18 protein-coding genes and 1 tRNA gene are annotated in these 16726 nt (G+C 36.1%); all 19 read right to left on the reverse strand.

Annotated features, from left to right (window positions below; translation table 11 throughout):
* Positions 1–9: 9 nt before the first annotated feature.
* The 19 genes from P6922_RS01435 to purC all read right to left on the reverse strand — a co-directional run bounded on the left by P6922_RS01435 (position 10) and on the right by purC (position 16726).
* Positions 10–84 (reverse strand) — tRNA-Gly (locus tag P6922_RS01435).
* 140 nt (positions 85–224) lie between these two features.
* The gene (gene larC / locus P6922_RS01440; RefSeq protein ID WP_007555008.1) at positions 225–986 is read right to left on the reverse strand and encodes a nickel insertion protein; all 762 of its coding nucleotides are present in this window, start codon (positions 984–986) and stop codon (positions 225–227) included.
* 20 nt (positions 987–1006) lie between these two features.
* Positions 1007–1867: a nicotinate-nucleotide--dimethylbenzimidazole phosphoribosyltransferase gene (locus tag P6922_RS01445; protein WP_007555017.1), complete on the reverse strand. Its 861-nt coding sequence runs from the start codon at positions 1865–1867 to the stop codon at positions 1007–1009.
* Positions 1864–2778, reverse strand: coding sequence for a nicotinate-nucleotide--dimethylbenzimidazole phosphoribosyltransferase (locus tag P6922_RS01450; protein WP_276873668.1), 915 nt, complete (start codon positions 2776–2778; stop codon positions 1864–1866). Before P6922_RS01450 ends, P6922_RS01445 begins: the two co-directional genes overlap by 4 nt.
* A 72-nt stretch (positions 2779–2850) precedes the next feature.
* The gene (locus tag P6922_RS01455; RefSeq protein ID WP_276873671.1) at positions 2851–4065 is read right to left on the reverse strand and encodes a class I SAM-dependent rRNA methyltransferase; all 1215 of its coding nucleotides are present in this window, start codon (positions 4063–4065) and stop codon (positions 2851–2853) included.
* A 150-nt stretch (positions 4066–4215) separates the two neighbouring features.
* Positions 4216–5835, reverse strand: coding sequence for a chaperonin GroEL (gene groL, locus P6922_RS01460; protein WP_007555020.1), 1620 nt, complete (start codon positions 5833–5835; stop codon positions 4216–4218).
* Between the two features lie 35 nt (positions 5836–5870).
* Positions 5871–6158 carry a co-chaperone GroES gene (gene groES, locus P6922_RS01465; protein ID WP_007554986.1) on the reverse strand — a complete coding sequence of 96 codons (288 nt, stop codon included), beginning with the start codon at positions 6156–6158 and terminating at the stop codon, positions 5871–5873.
* Between the two features lie 338 nt (positions 6159–6496).
* The gene (gene murB / locus P6922_RS01470; RefSeq protein WP_276873672.1) at positions 6497–7423 is read right to left on the reverse strand and encodes a UDP-N-acetylmuramate dehydrogenase; all 927 of its coding nucleotides are present in this window, start codon (positions 7421–7423) and stop codon (positions 6497–6499) included.
* Positions 7420–7773, reverse strand: coding sequence for a YlbF/YmcA family competence regulator (locus P6922_RS01475; RefSeq protein ID WP_276873673.1), 354 nt, complete (start codon positions 7771–7773; stop codon positions 7420–7422). Before P6922_RS01475 ends, murB begins: the two co-directional genes overlap by 4 nt.
* On the reverse strand, positions 7760–8272 hold the full coding sequence (locus P6922_RS01480) for a tRNA (cytidine(34)-2'-O)-methyltransferase (protein WP_276873674.1): 513 nt from the start codon (positions 8270–8272) through the stop codon (positions 7760–7762). The genes P6922_RS01475 and P6922_RS01480 overlap by 14 nt, the downstream gene beginning before the upstream one ends.
* Positions 8273–8286: 14 nt before the next feature.
* The gene (locus tag P6922_RS01485) at positions 8287–8688 is read right to left on the reverse strand and encodes a hypothetical protein (protein ID WP_276873675.1); all 402 of its coding nucleotides are present in this window, start codon (positions 8686–8688) and stop codon (positions 8287–8289) included.
* Between the two features lie 76 nt (positions 8689–8764).
* Positions 8765–9106, reverse strand: coding sequence for a 50S ribosomal protein L19 (rplS, locus tag P6922_RS01490; RefSeq protein ID WP_007555004.1), 342 nt, complete (start codon positions 9104–9106; stop codon positions 8765–8767).
* 108 nt (positions 9107–9214) lie between these two features.
* Positions 9215–10396, reverse strand: a complete 1182-nt coding sequence (rpoD, locus tag P6922_RS01495; RefSeq protein WP_007554992.1) for an RNA polymerase sigma factor RpoD — start codon at positions 10394–10396, stop codon at positions 9215–9217.
* Between the two features lie 765 nt (positions 10397–11161).
* Positions 11162–12409 (reverse strand): phosphoribosylamine--glycine ligase, encoded by a 1248-nt coding sequence (purD, locus tag P6922_RS01500; protein WP_276873679.1) that lies wholly within the window; start codon positions 12407–12409, stop codon positions 11162–11164.
* 17 nt (positions 12410–12426) lie between these two features.
* Positions 12427–13956: a bifunctional phosphoribosylaminoimidazolecarboxamide formyltransferase/IMP cyclohydrolase gene (gene purH / locus P6922_RS01505; protein WP_276873681.1), complete on the reverse strand. Its 1530-nt coding sequence runs from the start codon at positions 13954–13956 to the stop codon at positions 12427–12429.
* 1 nt (position 13957) lies between these two features.
* Positions 13958–14581 carry a phosphoribosylglycinamide formyltransferase gene (gene purN, locus P6922_RS01510; protein ID WP_276873683.1) on the reverse strand — a complete coding sequence of 208 codons (624 nt, stop codon included), beginning with the start codon at positions 14579–14581 and terminating at the stop codon, positions 13958–13960.
* The gene (locus tag P6922_RS01515; RefSeq protein WP_276873686.1) at positions 14578–15027 is read right to left on the reverse strand and encodes an amidophosphoribosyltransferase; all 450 of its coding nucleotides are present in this window, start codon (positions 15025–15027) and stop codon (positions 14578–14580) included. The genes purN and P6922_RS01515 overlap by 4 nt, the downstream gene beginning before the upstream one ends.
* A 21-nt stretch (positions 15028–15048) precedes the next feature.
* Positions 15049–16032, reverse strand: a complete 984-nt coding sequence (locus P6922_RS01520) for an amidophosphoribosyltransferase (protein WP_276873688.1) — start codon at positions 16030–16032, stop codon at positions 15049–15051.
* The gene (gene purC / locus P6922_RS01525) at positions 16019–16726 is read right to left on the reverse strand and encodes a phosphoribosylaminoimidazolesuccinocarboxamide synthase (RefSeq protein ID WP_276873691.1); all 708 of its coding nucleotides are present in this window, start codon (positions 16724–16726) and stop codon (positions 16019–16021) included. Before purC ends, P6922_RS01520 begins: the two co-directional genes overlap by 14 nt.

Consider the following 16726-nt stretch of genomic DNA (forward strand, 5'->3'; position numbering starts at 1 on the left):
TTACTACATTGGAGCGGAAAACGGGACTCGAACCCGCGACCCCCACCTTGGCAAGGTGGTGCTCTACCACTGAGCTACTTCCGCATCAGTAAGCAACGTTATTATTATAACATCTTATCAGATATTGTCAAGTTAAAATTTAACTTCCAACCTCCGAACTGAAGATGCTACGCAAAATACTTTATCACAAAGATCGGTGTATGTCAACTGTTTTTCATTTTCATTTATGAAAAAATATTCTTCGTTCCGAACACTTTCAATTTGCTTTTAAAAATTGAACTTTCTCTGTCATGGAAATATCCCAAGTATATGGATAATGTATTTTCCCCGTCGGTTTTTTCTACACTGTCACTTCCGTATGCAGTATTATCCACCAAAAAACGTCCGTCCATAGGTAAAAAATCAACAGATATACTTTCCAATATTGCAGCGGCAAAAGGAGTGATATTTTCCGCATATAATGATAAATTTGTTGTTGTAACGGCACGTTTCAATATACTTTTTGTAATTTTACCTTTTTCATCCTTACCGTCTTCAACTGAAAACGGACAAGTAAATACATTTTCCACTCCCAAGTAGTCAAGTGCAGATAATATACAATAAAGTTTTACGTGCGAACTTCCGTCTATTCCCGCCATGCCCAAACTTTTGTCTTTTATATTCAATTCATCAAAAGCTCGTGTAACGGTTTTAATTACATTTATACCGCAAGAAATGCGTTCCTTATATTTTTTATTGCATATTTTTGCCCATTTCAAAGTCCATGACTCTTCAGTGAAATCGGTTTCTCCGCTTGTATTCGGAATAAAAAAATAATGTGCTCCGATTTTAGCTTTAGGATTTGCCATTTCTATAAAATAATCCGAAAGACCGGCATCTTTCAATTCCGATTTCAAATACAAAGACGGAACTCCCATGTCTATCATCGCACCGATAAGCATGTCTGCAGTAATTTTATAATATCCTTTTATGAATAAAGCTTTCATGAAACCTCCTCTTCTTATATTTACACTGAAATTATGCTTTCAAGCAACTCCAATCCGAGTGCAGATCCCAATCCCTGTGCTTTTGTAAAATTATATTTTAAAATTCCTCTTTGATTAAGTTTTTTTGCTTGTATTTTGTAAAGAGGTTCATCATACTCCGCAAAAGAAATTATATTGTCGATAATTTCGGGATATACCGTCACCGCCGCAAGTGCGGCTGCACCGGTAACGGCGTTATCGAAAATTACATAAATCCCTTCACGAACGGATTGTACAATCAAACCGAAAAGCATCGCAATTTCCGTAGAACCTGTTTTACTCAATACAGAAACCGGATTTTCTTTGAAATTTTCCAATTTATCAAATTGTATTTTTAAAGATTTATCAAAAACACTTCCTTGCAAATCGTCTTTTAAAACAGCTGTCGTCACACTCAATGCGGAAAGCATACATCTTTCACCGACATTTCCGAGTGCAACTGCTTGAACTTTTTGCAAAGCAAGTGATTTTCCTACGGACATCCCCAATGAAACTGCATACTTTGCTTCTTCCACACTCATTGCAGGAGTTCCCAAATGCGTTCCGTTACGCATTTTTTTCATCAATACTCCTCTCAAAGATGATGTGTCTTGTTCCAATCCCGTATCCACAAGGTAAATCGGTGCATTAATTTTTCTTGCAACGGCACTTACAGCTCCTACGCCTTGCGCCAATGCACGCATTTCATGAAAACTCACAAATCCGTGCGTTTCATTTTGTCCGTCTACCGCAGTATCTCCTCCGGCAATAACTATCGCTTTTCGCAAAGGCAACGAGTCAATCTTCACCTTATTTAAAATTTTTTGTGAAATATCTTTCCATGCCATATCCTTACTTATCATCCTTTTACCCCTGCTTCTTCCTTGGTTATTGATTCGATATAAATTTTTATTGCGGTTTCAAGCATATTTTTTTGTAAAACTGCTGCAAATATATCGTTTTCATTTTTACCGCAATTTATATTTCCTTCGACTGAAAGTTTTTTCGACAATTCATTATGTATATTGAGTGAAGATATTTGCGATGAAAGAAAATATTCTGAAAAATCCGCAGACAACTGTTTCGCAAGACATGCGCAAAGTAAAGATACCCATCCGCTCAATATTATAATACCGTGCTTTTTCATTGTTCCGAGCATTATACCTAAGGTGAACCAAATATCATATGTACCTGTTTTTTTGAATAAATCCGACATTTCATTCGTATTTACGGTAGACTCTTCCAATTCTTGCTTTACATCCTCGATGCTCAACCCCGATATATCTTGCAATAAATATTCTATATTATCGAAAATGTCACTTTTTTCTTTTTTACAAAGCATGGCAGCAATGCAAAACGCAGATATTTTATTTTCATAATTCATCGCAATTGAAGGTATTACCGCACATCCTTTTTCATGTATATTTTCATCTATAAAATTTATACCTTCTTCAACAGTTTCAATTATATTGAAATTGTTTTTTCCGGACTTTTTGAAATTAAGTAAACGTGCATTCAAAAGCTTCGCAGATTTCTTTTCAAGCTCCGAAAGTTCCGAATTGAAATCTCCTCGTTCTCCGATTTGTACCAGTATACATTCGTATATTTCCGGAAATTCATTTCCTGAAATTCCTGCAAATTTTACCACGATTTCTTCAAGATTTCCCAAGTTTCCCGTTCCTGTATAAAGGTCATCGAAACGTGTTCGTACAAATTTCATAACTTCCGTATTTAAAGGTTTTATGCTTGACGTTGTTTCATTGAACAGTTCCATATTTTCACCGCTTTTCGATTGTTTTTATTAATTATAGCATGATTTTATCAATAAAAAAGACTCGCATGGAGTCTAAATAATTTGAAATATATAAAACTTTAAATAGAATGTTTCAGGAATTGTCATTATCATGGGATGATCTTGTGATTGCATTCTGCTCTCGATAAGTCTTAAAGTTACATTTGCATCTCTTGCAGCTTCTTTAAGCATTTTTATGAAAAGTTCTTCTTTCATAAAATGTGAGCATGAACATGTGGCGAGATATCCTCCTCTAGGCAAAAGTTTCATTGCACGATAATTTATTTCTTTATATCCTCTGAATGCCGAATGTACGGTACTTCCCGATTTTGTAAATGCAGGCGGATCCAAAATTATATAATCATATTTATGCTCATGGTTTTTATCCTGCTGTGTCAAATAATCAAATACATCGGCTTTTACAACTTTCATATTTTCAAGTTCGTTTATTTCTGCATGATGAGTTGCCATATCCACTGCATGTTGAGATATGTCTATCGCCGTAACGCTTTTCGCTCCGGACTTTGCAGCGTTCAATGCAAATGCACCTGTATGTGTAAAACAATCAAGTACGTTTTTCCCTTTTGCTATATTTCCGGCAGCTTTTCTGTTAAACTTCTGATCCAAAAAAAATCCCGTTTTTTGTCCGTTTTCTATATCTACATCATATTTTATTCCGTTTTCACAAATTCTTACACTTGTAACTTCATCTTTTTCATCAAGCAATTCAGATTTGTAAAAACCTTTATACTCTTCCATACCTTCGAGTCTGCGTATAGAAACATCATTTCTTTCATATACTGCGGTAACGGGTAAATTCTTTTCTCTTAAAGCTGTAATTAAATTATCAAGTATCACTTTCTTTCTAAGTTCAATTCCGAGCGATAAAATTTGAACTGAAAGTACACTCCCGAATCTGTCCACCGTAAGTCCCGGAAGTTGATCCGCTTCACCGAATACAATTCGCATGCAATCATAATCTTCTTTTTTCATGACTTGCAATCTGTAATCTACTGCATATTCACATCTACGTTTCCAAAAATTTTCATCAAAAGTGTCATTTGCATTGAATGAAATCATTCTCAATGTAATTTTCGATTCGGCATTGTAAAAAGCACTTCCCAAAAATTTATCTTTTACGGTTTTTACTTTTACTATGTCACCGTTTTTTATATTGCCGTCAAATTCTTTTACTTCCGTTCCATATATCCACGGATGGCCTCCTCTTACCGCCAATTCCGCACGTTTACTTATTATAACCTGATTCATATTTTTCTCCCGTCGGATTAATTATCTGTCTTTCTTGATTTATATTAACATATGAAAAAAGTCATGTATATTTATAATAAAAAAACAACTCGAAATTTTTGAGATAATCTCAAATTTATTTCGAGTTGTTTACTTATTTCATGTAATCTATTACATCATTCCGCCCGGCATTCCCGGCATTGCAGGCACAGCCGGCTTTTCTTCCGGTATTTCACCTACTACCGCTTCGGTTGTAAGCACGAGTGCTGCAATTGATGCTGCATTTTGCAATGCTGAACGTGTTACCTTTGCAGGATCCACAATTCCGGCTTTCATCATATCTTCATACTTGTCTTCAGCCGCATTGTAACCTGTTCCGTCTTTAGCTTCTTTCAATTTTTCTACAACGATAGCACCTTCAACTCCTGCATTGTCGGCAATCTGACGTACCGGAGCTTCTATAGCGTGACGAACAAGGTTTACACCTGTCTTTACATCGCCTTCAGCTTCAATATCGTCCAAAACATGCTGAATGTCGATAAATGTTGTACCGCCGCCTGAAACAATACCTTCTTCAACAGCTGCACGTGTTGCATTCAAAGCATCTTCGATGCGCAATCTCTTATCCTTCATTTCAACTTCCGTTGCCGCACCTACTTCAATTACAGCTACACCGCCTGCGAGTTTTGCAAGACGTTCCTGAAGCTTGTCTTTGTCGAACTGAGAAGTGGAGTTCTTGAACTGTTCACGAATCTGTTCAACTCTCTGCTTAATTGCTTCGGCATCACCTTCACCGCCGATAATTGTGGTGTTGTCCTTGGTAATGCGTACCTGATGTGCATGTCCTACATCTTCCAATGTGGCACTGTCAAGTTTACGTCCCAAGTCTTCGCTGATAACTGTTGCACCTGTCAAAATTGCAATATCCTGAAGCATTGCCTTACGACGATCACCGAATCCCGGAGCCTTTACAGCTGCGCATTTGAATGTACCGCGCAATCTGTTGACTACCAAAGTAGCCAATGCTTCGCCTTCTACATCATCGGCAATAATAAGAAGTTCCTTGCCTGCCTGTACAACCTTTTCCAAAAGCGGCAATACTTCTTGAAGAACATTAATCTTCTTATCTGTAATCAAAATAAGAGGATTATCCATAATGCATTCCATCTTATCGGTATCGGATACCATGTACGGTGAGAGATAACCGCGATCGAACTGCATACCTTCCACAACCTTGAGATTTGTACCCATTGTCTTGGAATCTTCTACTGTAATTACACCGTCATTTCCGACTTTTTCCATAGCATCTGCAATCAAGCCGCCGATTGTTTCATCTGCGGAAGAAATTGATGCAACCTGTGCGATTGATTCCTTTGTATCAACCGGAACTGATTTCTTCTTGATTTCTTCTACAAGTACCTTTACGGCTTTTTCAATACCCTTCTTGAGTACCATCGGATTTGCACCAGCCGCAACGTTTCTCATACCTTCATGAATCATGGACTGAGCAAGCAATGTAGCTGTGGTTGTACCGTCACCTGCAACATCATTTGTCTTTGTGGCAACTTCCTTAACCAACTGAGCACCCATATTTTCAAAAGGATCCTTCAATTCGATTTCACGTGCAATGGAAACACCGTCATTAACGATATTCGGTGCACCGAATTTCTTATCCAATACTACATTTCTGCCCTTAGGTCCCAATGTAATTCTTACTGCATTTGCAAGCTGATCAACACCCTTCAAAAGTGCTGCGCGTGCTTCTTCATTATAAAGAACTTTCTTTGCCATATATATCGCTCCTAACCTTATTTGTTTGAATTATATTACTTTGAAAAAATTCCGAGAATATCACGTTCATCAAGCAACAAGTAATCTTTTCCGTCCTGCTTGATTTCAGAGCCGGAATACTTCGAGAACAATACTTCATCACCGACTTTAACTTCAAGCGGAATACGCTTGCCGTCATCTGCAAGCTTTCCCGAACCTACTGCAATTACAACTCCACGTTGTGACTTCTTCTGTGCTGTATCCGGTAACAAAATACCGCTCTTTGTCTTTGTAGCTTCTTCTTTAACTTGAACCAAAACTCTATCTGCTAAAGGTCTTAACATATTTATTCCTCCTTATGTTATTAGCACTCACCCAAATCGAGTGCTAACTTACATACATATATTACAAAATATTTTTGCAAAATGCAAGTATTTTAAAAAAATATTTTTTCAAAAAATATTTACAAAACACAATAAAATGATTACTGCATAATTTAATATTATCTTTTATTGTATAAAATTTTACGAAAATAAATTTCGCAACCCTTTGATAAATAAAAAGATATTTTACAAAACAATTTTATATACTTCAAAAATAAATACAAAATTATTATCATACGCAAAAAATGAAGATACTCGTTTGAATATCTTCATTAATTATTTTTATGTTATTTTGTATTTTATCTTAGTTGTTCCGTATCTTCGCCTATTACTCTGACGTCTATGCCTATTTTTATTTTAAATTTTTCTTTTACCGTTTTTCTTACGTGTTTTAATACGTCGACAACATCTTGACATGTTGCTTTTCCGTTGTTTACTACGAAGCCTTGATGTTTTTCGGATACTTGTGCATCTCCGATTGAAAATCCTGCAAGTCCGCTTGCTTTTATCATCGGTCCTACATAGTATCCCGGAGGACGCAGGTACATTGTGCCTGCACTTCTTTTATCCAAAGGTTGTTTTTCTCTTCGTGATGCTTGGTATTCTTTCATTTTTGCATCAATTTCTTCTTTGTTTCCTTTTTTCAAATGAAGTTTTGCACCTATTATAATATCTCCGTTGTGCATGAATACGCTGTCGCTATCTCCGTATTTCAAATCATCCCAATCGTATGTTTTCATTTCTTTTCCGTCACGACTTATTGCGTATACTTCTTGCACTACTTTTTTCATTTGTCCGCCGTATCCGTTTGCGTTCATAAATACTGCACCGCAAAGCGTGCCCGGTATTCCTACTGCCCATTCAAATCCGGATAAGGAATTTTTAAGCGCAAATCTTGCAACACCGCCTGTTCCCGCTCCGCCTTTTGCGATGATAAATGTATCTTCACATTCCATTGAAGGTTTTAAGCGTCCCATGCATATGGTAATACCTCTGATACCTTTGTCACTCACCAATGTATTTGAACCGCCGCCGATTATACTTACTTTTATTGAATTTTCGTGTGCTTTTTTCAAAATTTCACGCAATTCTTCAATTTCAAAAGGTGTCACAAATACATCTGCCGTTCCGCCTATACCGTAGGTAGTGTGCCTTTTCATCGGTTCATTTATTTTTATTTGCTTTGAATCTAAAATCCCTTCAAAAAAAGAATTCCAATTTGTCATTTTTTCAAATCCAATATGTCTAAACCCTGCGACATCGCTTCTGCCACTATCTTTTGCAAATCCGCAGCTATTTGATTCCAACTGATTAACGCTTGCAAGTATTCTTGTGCAAGTTCGTTGTTACTTACAATGATAGCCGTTTCTTGCAATTTTTTATAAATTGATTCATCTTCTTTTTGTCCTGCAAGTTTTGCATAGTCGGCTTGCATTTGCAAGTTTATGTATTCTTTTACCATTTTCTTTGCGTCTTCGTCCGCTCCTACTTTTTCGGATGCGGCTTTCAAACGTTTCATTTCATTACTTTCTTTAATTGCTTTTGCAAGGGCGTAAGCTTCATCATACATATTCATTTGATATAGTTCCTTTCATTTTTTCAAGATATTGATTACCTTTTTTCAATTCGGGAAATCCGGTTTGTCTTAATGCTTCGAGTGCCACTATTGCAACTGCATTGGACAGATTGAGAGATCTTGCTTCTTCCACCATCGGTATGCGTATGCAAGAATCTTGATTTTCGAATAATAATTCTTCAGGCAATCCTTTTGTTTCTTTCCCGAATACAAGCACGTCATCTTCTTTATATGAAATATCCGTATAAACGTGTTTTGCTTTTGTTGTATTGTAAAAAAAGCGTTTTCCTTTCAGCATTTGTTTTACCGATTCAAAGCTTTTGTGAATATGAATATCCAAAAACTTCCAATAATCCAAACCGGCACGTTTCAAATGCTTATCGTCTATAGAAAAACCCAGCGGTTCGACCAAGTGTAATGTCAAATGTTCCGCAGCACACAGTCGGGATATATTTCCTGTGTTTCCGGGTATTTCCGGTTCAACCAATACGATATGCACGCTATCACTCCTTTTTAAAAAGTTTCGCCGTATCTTTTTTTGTAATGTTCTTCCGTTTGCTGTTCATTGTATGTTAAAAATGTACGTTTACGCTTGCCTTCATAGGATATTCTGTAGAGTGTGTATTCGGAAAGCAATGAAACCGAAATTCTGTAAACATTGTCATTTTGACTGTTTTCTACAAGAATCGGCACTCCTATAATTTCAACTGACGGATCTATTTCAAATGGTGATTTATAATTATCTTCAAGTAATTTGTTTATATCCAACTCTTCTTTCGGAAGTTGTTCTTCCATTTGAACTTCTATTGTCCGATCATTTACCGCAATTACTGAGCGTATGTCGTTTGCATGAGCTGTGGCCATACATGATAAAACCGCAACAGGAAGTATGAGATGTATCATTTTAAATTTCATATACTTCTCCTTAATATATTAACACAAATTGTATTCATAAAGAAAAAAAGAAGACCTTACGGCCTTCTTTCTTTTCTTATTTTCTTTCCTTAATTCTTGCCGCCTTACCTGACAATCCACGTAAGTAGAACAATTTCGCACGGCGAACTGCACCTGAACGCTTAACTTCAATCTTTGCAAGACGCGGAGAGTGTACCAAGAAAGTTCTTTCTACACCTACACCGTAAGAAATACGACGTACTTTAAAGCTTTCTCTTACTCCTGAATTCTTTCTTGCAATAACAATGCCTTCAAATACCTGAATTCTTTCGGTCTTTCCTTCGATAACCTTTGTGTGTACACGTACGGTATCTCCGGGACGGAATTCAGGGATGTCGTTGCGGAGCTGTTCTTTCTCCAATGTTTCAATAATATTCACGATCTTTTCCTCCTTCTCACAGGACATTCATGCCGATCGTTTTATGGCAGCGGACTGTCCAGACTGACGACGTTATTTTATCATATTAATTCCGATATGGCAATTTTTTTATAAACCTTCCATAGGAATTGCAAGTTTTCTTAATTTTTTAAGTGCCTTACCTTCGATTTGACGTATACGTTCACGTGTTACACCGAAGTATTTGCCGACTTCTTCCAATGTACGCGGAGTTCCGTCATCCATACCGAAACGTAGTGCCAACACACCTTTTTCACGTTCGGTAAGTTCATTGAGCAATTTATAAATTTGCTCTCTTCTCATTGTTGCGGCTGCCTCTTCTTCCGGTGAACTTGTTTTTTGATCTTCTATGAAATCTCCCAAGTGTGAATCTTCTTTTTCACCTATAGGTGTTTCAAGTGAAATCGGATCCTGTGCGGCCTTTTTCGCCTCACGTATTTTTTCCACTGAAATACCCATCTCTTTTGCAAGTTCTTCATTGCTGGCTTCTCTACCGAATTCTTGCAAAAATTTTCTTCCGATACGATTCATTTTATTGATAGTTTCAACCATATGAACCGGTACACGAATTGTTCTCGCCTGATCTGCAATTGAACGTGTGATTGCCTGTCTTATCCACCATGTAGCATATGTACTGAACTTATATCCCTTTTTATAGTCGAACTTATCCACAGCTTTTAAAAGCCCGATATTACCTTCTTGAATCAAGTCCAAAAAGGGCATACCTCTTCCGGGATATTTTTTTGCAATGGAAACTACAAGACGCAAATTCGCATTTGCCATTTCTTTTTTTGCATCTTCGGCTCTCAGCTTATCCTCTTCGGTTGCATCGAGCATTTTTCCCTTTTCAATCTGTTTTGCAAGCGTCATTTCTTCTTCTGCGGACAATAACGGTGTCGCACCGCATTCACGCAAGTAAAGTCTTACCGGATCGCTTACATTCCCTTGAGTTACCGCATAATCATTATTTTCGACTTTGGTCCAATCTTTTTCCTGTTTTTCCCAATCTTTATCATCATCGGAATCTTCTATAAGATTTTCATCGATATCTTCATCCAAAATAATATCTTCATCTTCCGGATTTTCATCATCGAGAACCAATTCAATATTATGATCATGTAGAAGTTGACTCAATTGATCAAGTTGCTTTACATTCAAAGATTTTTCTTTTGCAAAATCAATGAAATAATTGTAAGAAAGTACTCCTTCCTCAGTTTCCTTTGCTTTTAATTCTTTGATCCACTGAGCGAACTGTGTCTGCTTGATCGCCAATGATGCCACCTCCCGATATTTCTAATCAATCCTCGATAAAAATAAAAGAAAAATAACATACACATACGGTAAATTACAAACTCCGTAAATGTACGCTTCCATACTTCGATATCTTTAGTCAAGTTAGTATTATAGCACCAAAAATTATGATATGCAACAAAAATTATACAAAATTTATATAGTGCATATTAACCGTAAAATACACGAAAATAATATAGCATAAAACGCAGAAATCACAAAATTCCAACCATATATTTTTACATTATATCCATACAAAAGAAAGAGTATATGTAATGCGATACACACTTGATACATTTGCAAAGAATTCTAATTTATGTTTTTCTTCAGCTTCAATCGTCTATTCCGTTTTTTTATAAATTCAAATTCTTTTTCGGACAAATCCTTTTAAGAATTTAAACGTGTAATCGGAATATCTTTTCATATCAGATAGTCATTTTTTACTTAAATACCCGTCATAAATATCTCTTTTTTACTGTTATGCTTAAAAGTACAGATTGAACAATCCAAAACACTTACGTCCCAAAACATAATATTTAATTATTGCGCATGTCCTAAATTTATACTATTTTGTGTTTCTTTTGTTGTTTTTGTATCTTGTTTGCTTAATATTAAGTGTTTTCAAGTTTTTTCAATTCTAACTTTATTAATTAATAAAGTTAAAACTTTCTCCGGCAATATTGTCGAAAATACTATGGTGTTGTAAAAAAAATCTTTTGTGCATTTTCACACAAAAGATTTCTTCTATTATTTTATTATTCCTATATCTTTTCTGAAGGTTTTGTTTTCGAAATTGATTTTTTCTATATTTTTGTAAATTCGCTTTCTCATTTCTTCAAAATCACTTCCGAGTGCTGTTACGGACAGTACTCTTCCTCCGGCACTTAAAATTTTATTATTTTTAAATTCCGTATTGTTATGATAAACGTAAATGTCTTCGTCTACATTTTCAATTCCGCTTATTTCTTTTCCCTTTTCATATTTCAGCGGATAGCCTTTTGAGGTGAGTATTACCGTCATGCATTTTTCTTTTTTCCAAATCAAATCTTCTGCTTTCAATGTACCTTCTATAGATTTTTCAATTACATCTATAAGGTCGCTTTCCATTCGTGGAAGTACGACTTCGGTTTCAGGATCTCCGAATCGTACATTGAATTCGAGAATTTTCGGTTCGTTGTTTTTTATCATAAATCCTATAAAAAGTATTCCCGAGTATGCGAGGTTTTCCTGTTTCAGTCCGTATGAAATTTTTTCCAATACCGGTTTTATACTTTTTTTCAAATCTTCATTAAAAAGTTCATTCGGTGAGTAACAGCCTACTCCGCCTGTATTTTCACCTTTGTCTCCGTCATAGATGCGTTTGTAATCTCTTGCGCTTTCCATCGGAATAAGATTTCCGTCGGATACAAAACAAAGAAGTGATGCTTCCTTACCTTCGAGAAATTCTTCGATTACTGCGGTTGTACCTTCTTGACCGAAAATTTTTTCTTCAAAAAGTTCTTTTAAATATTCTTTTGCCTCAAGTTCGTTTTGACAAATTTTTACACCTTTCCCTGCGCAAAGTCCGTCCGCTTTTATTACGAGCGGATATGTAAAGTGTTTTATGACTTTTTCGCCTTCGGATTTCGAGGTTACCGTTTCGTATTTTGCAGTGGGAATATTGTATTTCAACATAAATTCTTTTGCAAAATCTTTGCTTCCTTCAAGTTTTGCACTTTCTTTGTCTGCTCCGAAAACTTTTATATTTGTATTGTCAAATTTGTCTTTTATACCTTCGCAGAGGGGAACTTCAGGTCCTACTATCACAAGATTTATATTGTTTTTTTCTGCAAAATCAAGAATTTCATCATTGCTTTTCAATTTTACATTTTCCGCATAACGCAACGTACCTGCATTGCCTTCTGAACAGTATAATTTTGTAAGTTTTTTACTTTCGGATATTTTTTTGCAAATTGCGTCTTCTCGTCCGCCGTTTCCGATTACTAATACTCTCATTTCGCCTCCGGTAAAAATTAATGTCTGAAATGTCTTGTTTTTGTAAATACCATTGCAATACCGTACTTGTCACAAAGTTCGATTACTTTCGGGTCTTTTATTGAGCCGCCCGGTTGAATAACTGCTTTTATACCGTTTGCATTAAGTAATTCAACGGTGTCTTCAAAGAAAAATGCATCGGATGCAACTACTGCACCTTCAAGTTTACCTTTTGCTCTTTCAAGTGCTTCTTCTGCAGCCCATGAGCGTCTTACTTCGCCTTGTCCTATTCCTATTGCCGCACCGTCTTTTACTACGACTATACCGTTTGATGCCACGCATTTACAGGTCTTGAATGCAAATAACAGGTTTTTCAATGTTTCTTCATCGGGTTTTGCTTTCGTTACAAATTCCAATTCGTGTGTCAAAAGTTTGTTGTCGTAATCTTGATAAACAAGTCCGTTCAAAACTTCTTTGAATGTTTGTGACGGAATAGAGAAATCTTTGAGATTTTCGATTTCAACAAGTCTTATATTTTTCTTTGTTTCCAATATTTCAAGTGCTTTTTTTGAAAATTTCGGTGCAATTACAACTTCTACAAAGAAACTGTGTATTTTTTCAGCTACGTATTCAGTAACTTCTTCATTGAGTGCAATTATTCCCCCGAAAATGGATTCGGTATCGCAAGCATATGCTTTGTCGTATGCTTGGTCTATTGTTTTACCTACTGCAAGTCCGCAGGGATTGTTGTGCTTGATTGCCGCAACACAAGGTTCGTTGAATTCTTTTACTATTTTTATTGCAGAGTACATATCATTCAAATTATTGTATGACAATTCTTTTCCATGCAGTTGTCTGAATGATGTTTTTTCTTTTTCTTTTACATATACTTTTTCGTAATATGATGCTCTTTGGTGAGGGTTTTCACCGTATCTCAAATGAGATTTTTTATTATATGTTACGGTAAGCTTTTCCGGAAATTCAATTCCGAGCAAGTCATTGAAGTAGCTTGAGATAAGTGCGTCATAGTAAGCGGTATAATTGAATGCTTTTGCTGATAATCCGAGTCTGAAATCTTTATCGGCAGTATTGTTTTCAAGTCTTTTTAAAACTTCTTTGTAATCTGAAGGTGAAACAACTACTAAAACATCGTTGTAATTTTTTGCCGCAGCTCTGATCATTGACGGACCTCCGATGTCTATGTTTTCAATCAAATTTTCGTGTGTGTTGTTTTCTCCGTTCAAAACTTTTTCAAACGGGTAAAGATTGTTTACAACCATATCTATTGATGAAATACCTGAATTTTTAACTGTTTTTACATGATTTTCATCATCACGTTTGTACAAAATTCCACCATGAATGAACGGATGTAAAGTTTTAACTCTTCCGTCCAAAATTTCTTTAAATCCCGTAACTTCATCTACTTCAATTACATTTACTCCGTTTTGTTTCAATAACTTATATGTTCCTCCGGTGGAAATGATTTCCCACCCCAAGTCTGTAAGTTTTTTCGCAAAATCAACTATTCCGTCTTTTTCAAAAACGCTTATCAAGGCTCTTTTCGTCATTTCATTCCTCCGTTATAAATGCTCCGTTTTCCTTAAAAATTATTCTGCTTTCACAAAAAGCTTTTACTGTTTTTACAAGTATTTTATGCTCGACTTCAAGTACTTTTGCGGCAATGCTTTTATAATCGTCATTCATTTGTACGGGTACCGTATCTTGCATGATTATTGCGCCGCCATCTATAATTTCGTCTACAAAATGTGTTGTTGCTCCGGTAATTTTTACACCTTTTTTTATAACCGCTTTATGTACATGTTCTCCGTAAAATCCGCTGCCGCAAAATGACGGTATCAACGACGGATGAATATTTATTATTCTTCCTCTGTAGTTTGAAATTATTTTTGATGTCAATATACCCAAGTATCCGGCAAGAACTATCAAATCTATATCTTTTTCTTTTAAAACTTTCAAAATTTCTTCATCGTATTCTTCACTTTTGGAAAAATTTTTTCTGTTTAAATACAAAGTTTCGATATTTGCTTTTTTTGCTCTTTCAAGCCCGTAAGCGTTTTTTTTGTTTGAAAATACAAGTTTTATTTTTGCATTTATTTCTTTATTTTCCGTTGCATTTATAATTGCTTGCAGATTTGTTCCGCCTCCGGATATAAATACGGCTATATTTTTCATTTTTGTTCCTTATTTTTCTCCAAAAATTCTTTCTGTATATTTGTAAGCGAGCTTATGAAATCTTCTTTATAATCTCCAAGTCCTGCAGAATAGTCCGCACAGAACGAATCCATACACAATCCGTTGTAAGGTCCTTCAAAATCAGTTCCGATAGCTTCAACAAGTCCTTCGGCACTGAGGTATCCGAGCGAGTCCGCACCTATGTATTCTCTTATTTCTTCTACCGTTTTATTTGCGGCGATAAGTTCTTCGGTTCGTGATGTGTCTATACCGTAGAAACTTGGAAATATAAATGGCGGTGATGCTATTCGCACGTGTACTTCAACCGCTCCTGCGTCTTTTAAAAGTCTTACTATACGGTTGCAGGTAGTGCCTCTTACTATCGAGTCGTCAACCATTACAACCTTTTTACCTTTTACTACACCTTTTACTGCCGACAATTTCATTTTTACGCCTTGTTCACGAAGTTATTGTGTCGGTTGTATAAATGTTCTGGCAATGTATTGATTTTTTATAAGTCCCATTTCATAGGGAAGTCCGCTTTCTTCAGCATATCCGCTGGCAGCGGACAGTGAAGAATTCGGTACACCTACCACGATATCCGCATCGGGTGTCGGACATTCTTTTGCAAGTATTTTACCGCTTCTTTTTCTTGCAGTATGAACGTTTATATTTGCAATATCGGAATCGGGTCTTGCGAAATATACGTATTCCATCGCAGAAATGGAAGTTCTCGAAGGTTTTGTATATTGCTCAATTTTCATTCCGTCTTTTGTTATGATTACAAGTTCTCCGGCACCTATATTGCATACGAAATCCGCTCCGATTGTATCTATTGCACAAGTTTCACTTGCTACTATATAAGCACCGTTTTTTGTTTTTCCCACAACAAGAGGTCTTAATGCATTTGGATCTACAGCACCGTAAAGTGCATCTTTCAAAAGTACCAAGTATGTAAATCCGCCTTCAAGTTTTCTGAAACTTTCTTTCAACTGCTCTTTGAAAGTTTCTTTTTCACTTCTTCTTATTAAATGTATCAAAACTTCAGTATCGGACGAGGAATGAAATATCGCACCTTTTTTCTCAAGTTCTTTTCGAAGTGTTGTCGCATTTATCAAATTGCCGTTGTGACAAATTCCCACACTCATATCATGAAAATCGAATAAAAACGGTTGTACATTTCTTACACTGTTGTCACCGGCGGTTGCGTATCTCACATGTCCGATTGCACTCTTACCTTTCAATTCTCCAAGTGATTCTTTGTTTTTGAAAACTTCCGACACAAGTCCCAAATCTCTGTGCTGATAAAGTTTCACTCCGTCGGTTGAAATAATTCCTGCGCCTTCCTGTCCTCTGTGCTGCAAGCTGTGCAGCCCGAAATACGTGAGATTTGCAGCATTTTCATGATTGAAAATTCCGAAAACTCCGCATTCTTCATTAATTCCACGCACTTGTCAATCTCCTTAAAACTTCGTCATATGCTTCCATTACGGAACCTAAATCTCTACGGAATCTGTCCTTGTCCAACTTCGCCATCGTGTGTACATCCCAAAGTCTGCAAGTATCCGGAGAAATTTCATCTGCAAGAATAATCTTTCCGTCAGATGTACGTCCGAATTCTATTTTGAAATCAACCAAAATCAAATTAGCTTTCAAGAACATTTCTTGTAACAATTTATTTATCTTCTTTGTCTGTTCCTTGATATATGCAAGTTCATCTTCCGTTGCAATTTCCAATGCTACTACGTGATCGTCATTAATCAAGGGATCGTTCAAATCGTCATTCTTATAGCTCAATTCGAATATCGGCTTTTTGAGTTTTCTTCCTTCTTCCAAACCGTATCTTTTTGCCATGGAACCGGCCACTATATTTCTTGTAATTACTTCCAACGGAATAATTTTTACATGTCTGCAAATCTGATCCGTTTCATTTACTTTTCTGATGAAATGTGTTTCAATTCCATGTTCACTTAAATATTTGAAAATAAATGATGTAATTGTATTGTTCAAAATTCCCTTGCGGTCGAATTCTTCCTTTTTCACACCGTTGAATGCAGTTGCGCTGTTTTTGTAATGTACATAAATTTCTTCGTTGTTTTCACATTCATATAACTGTTTAGCTTTTCCTTCGTATAATAATTTCAT

This window comes from Dialister micraerophilus (genome assembly GCF_947090205.1).
Classification (GTDB): domain Bacteria; phylum Bacillota; class Negativicutes; order Veillonellales; family Dialisteraceae; genus Dialister; species Dialister micraerophilus.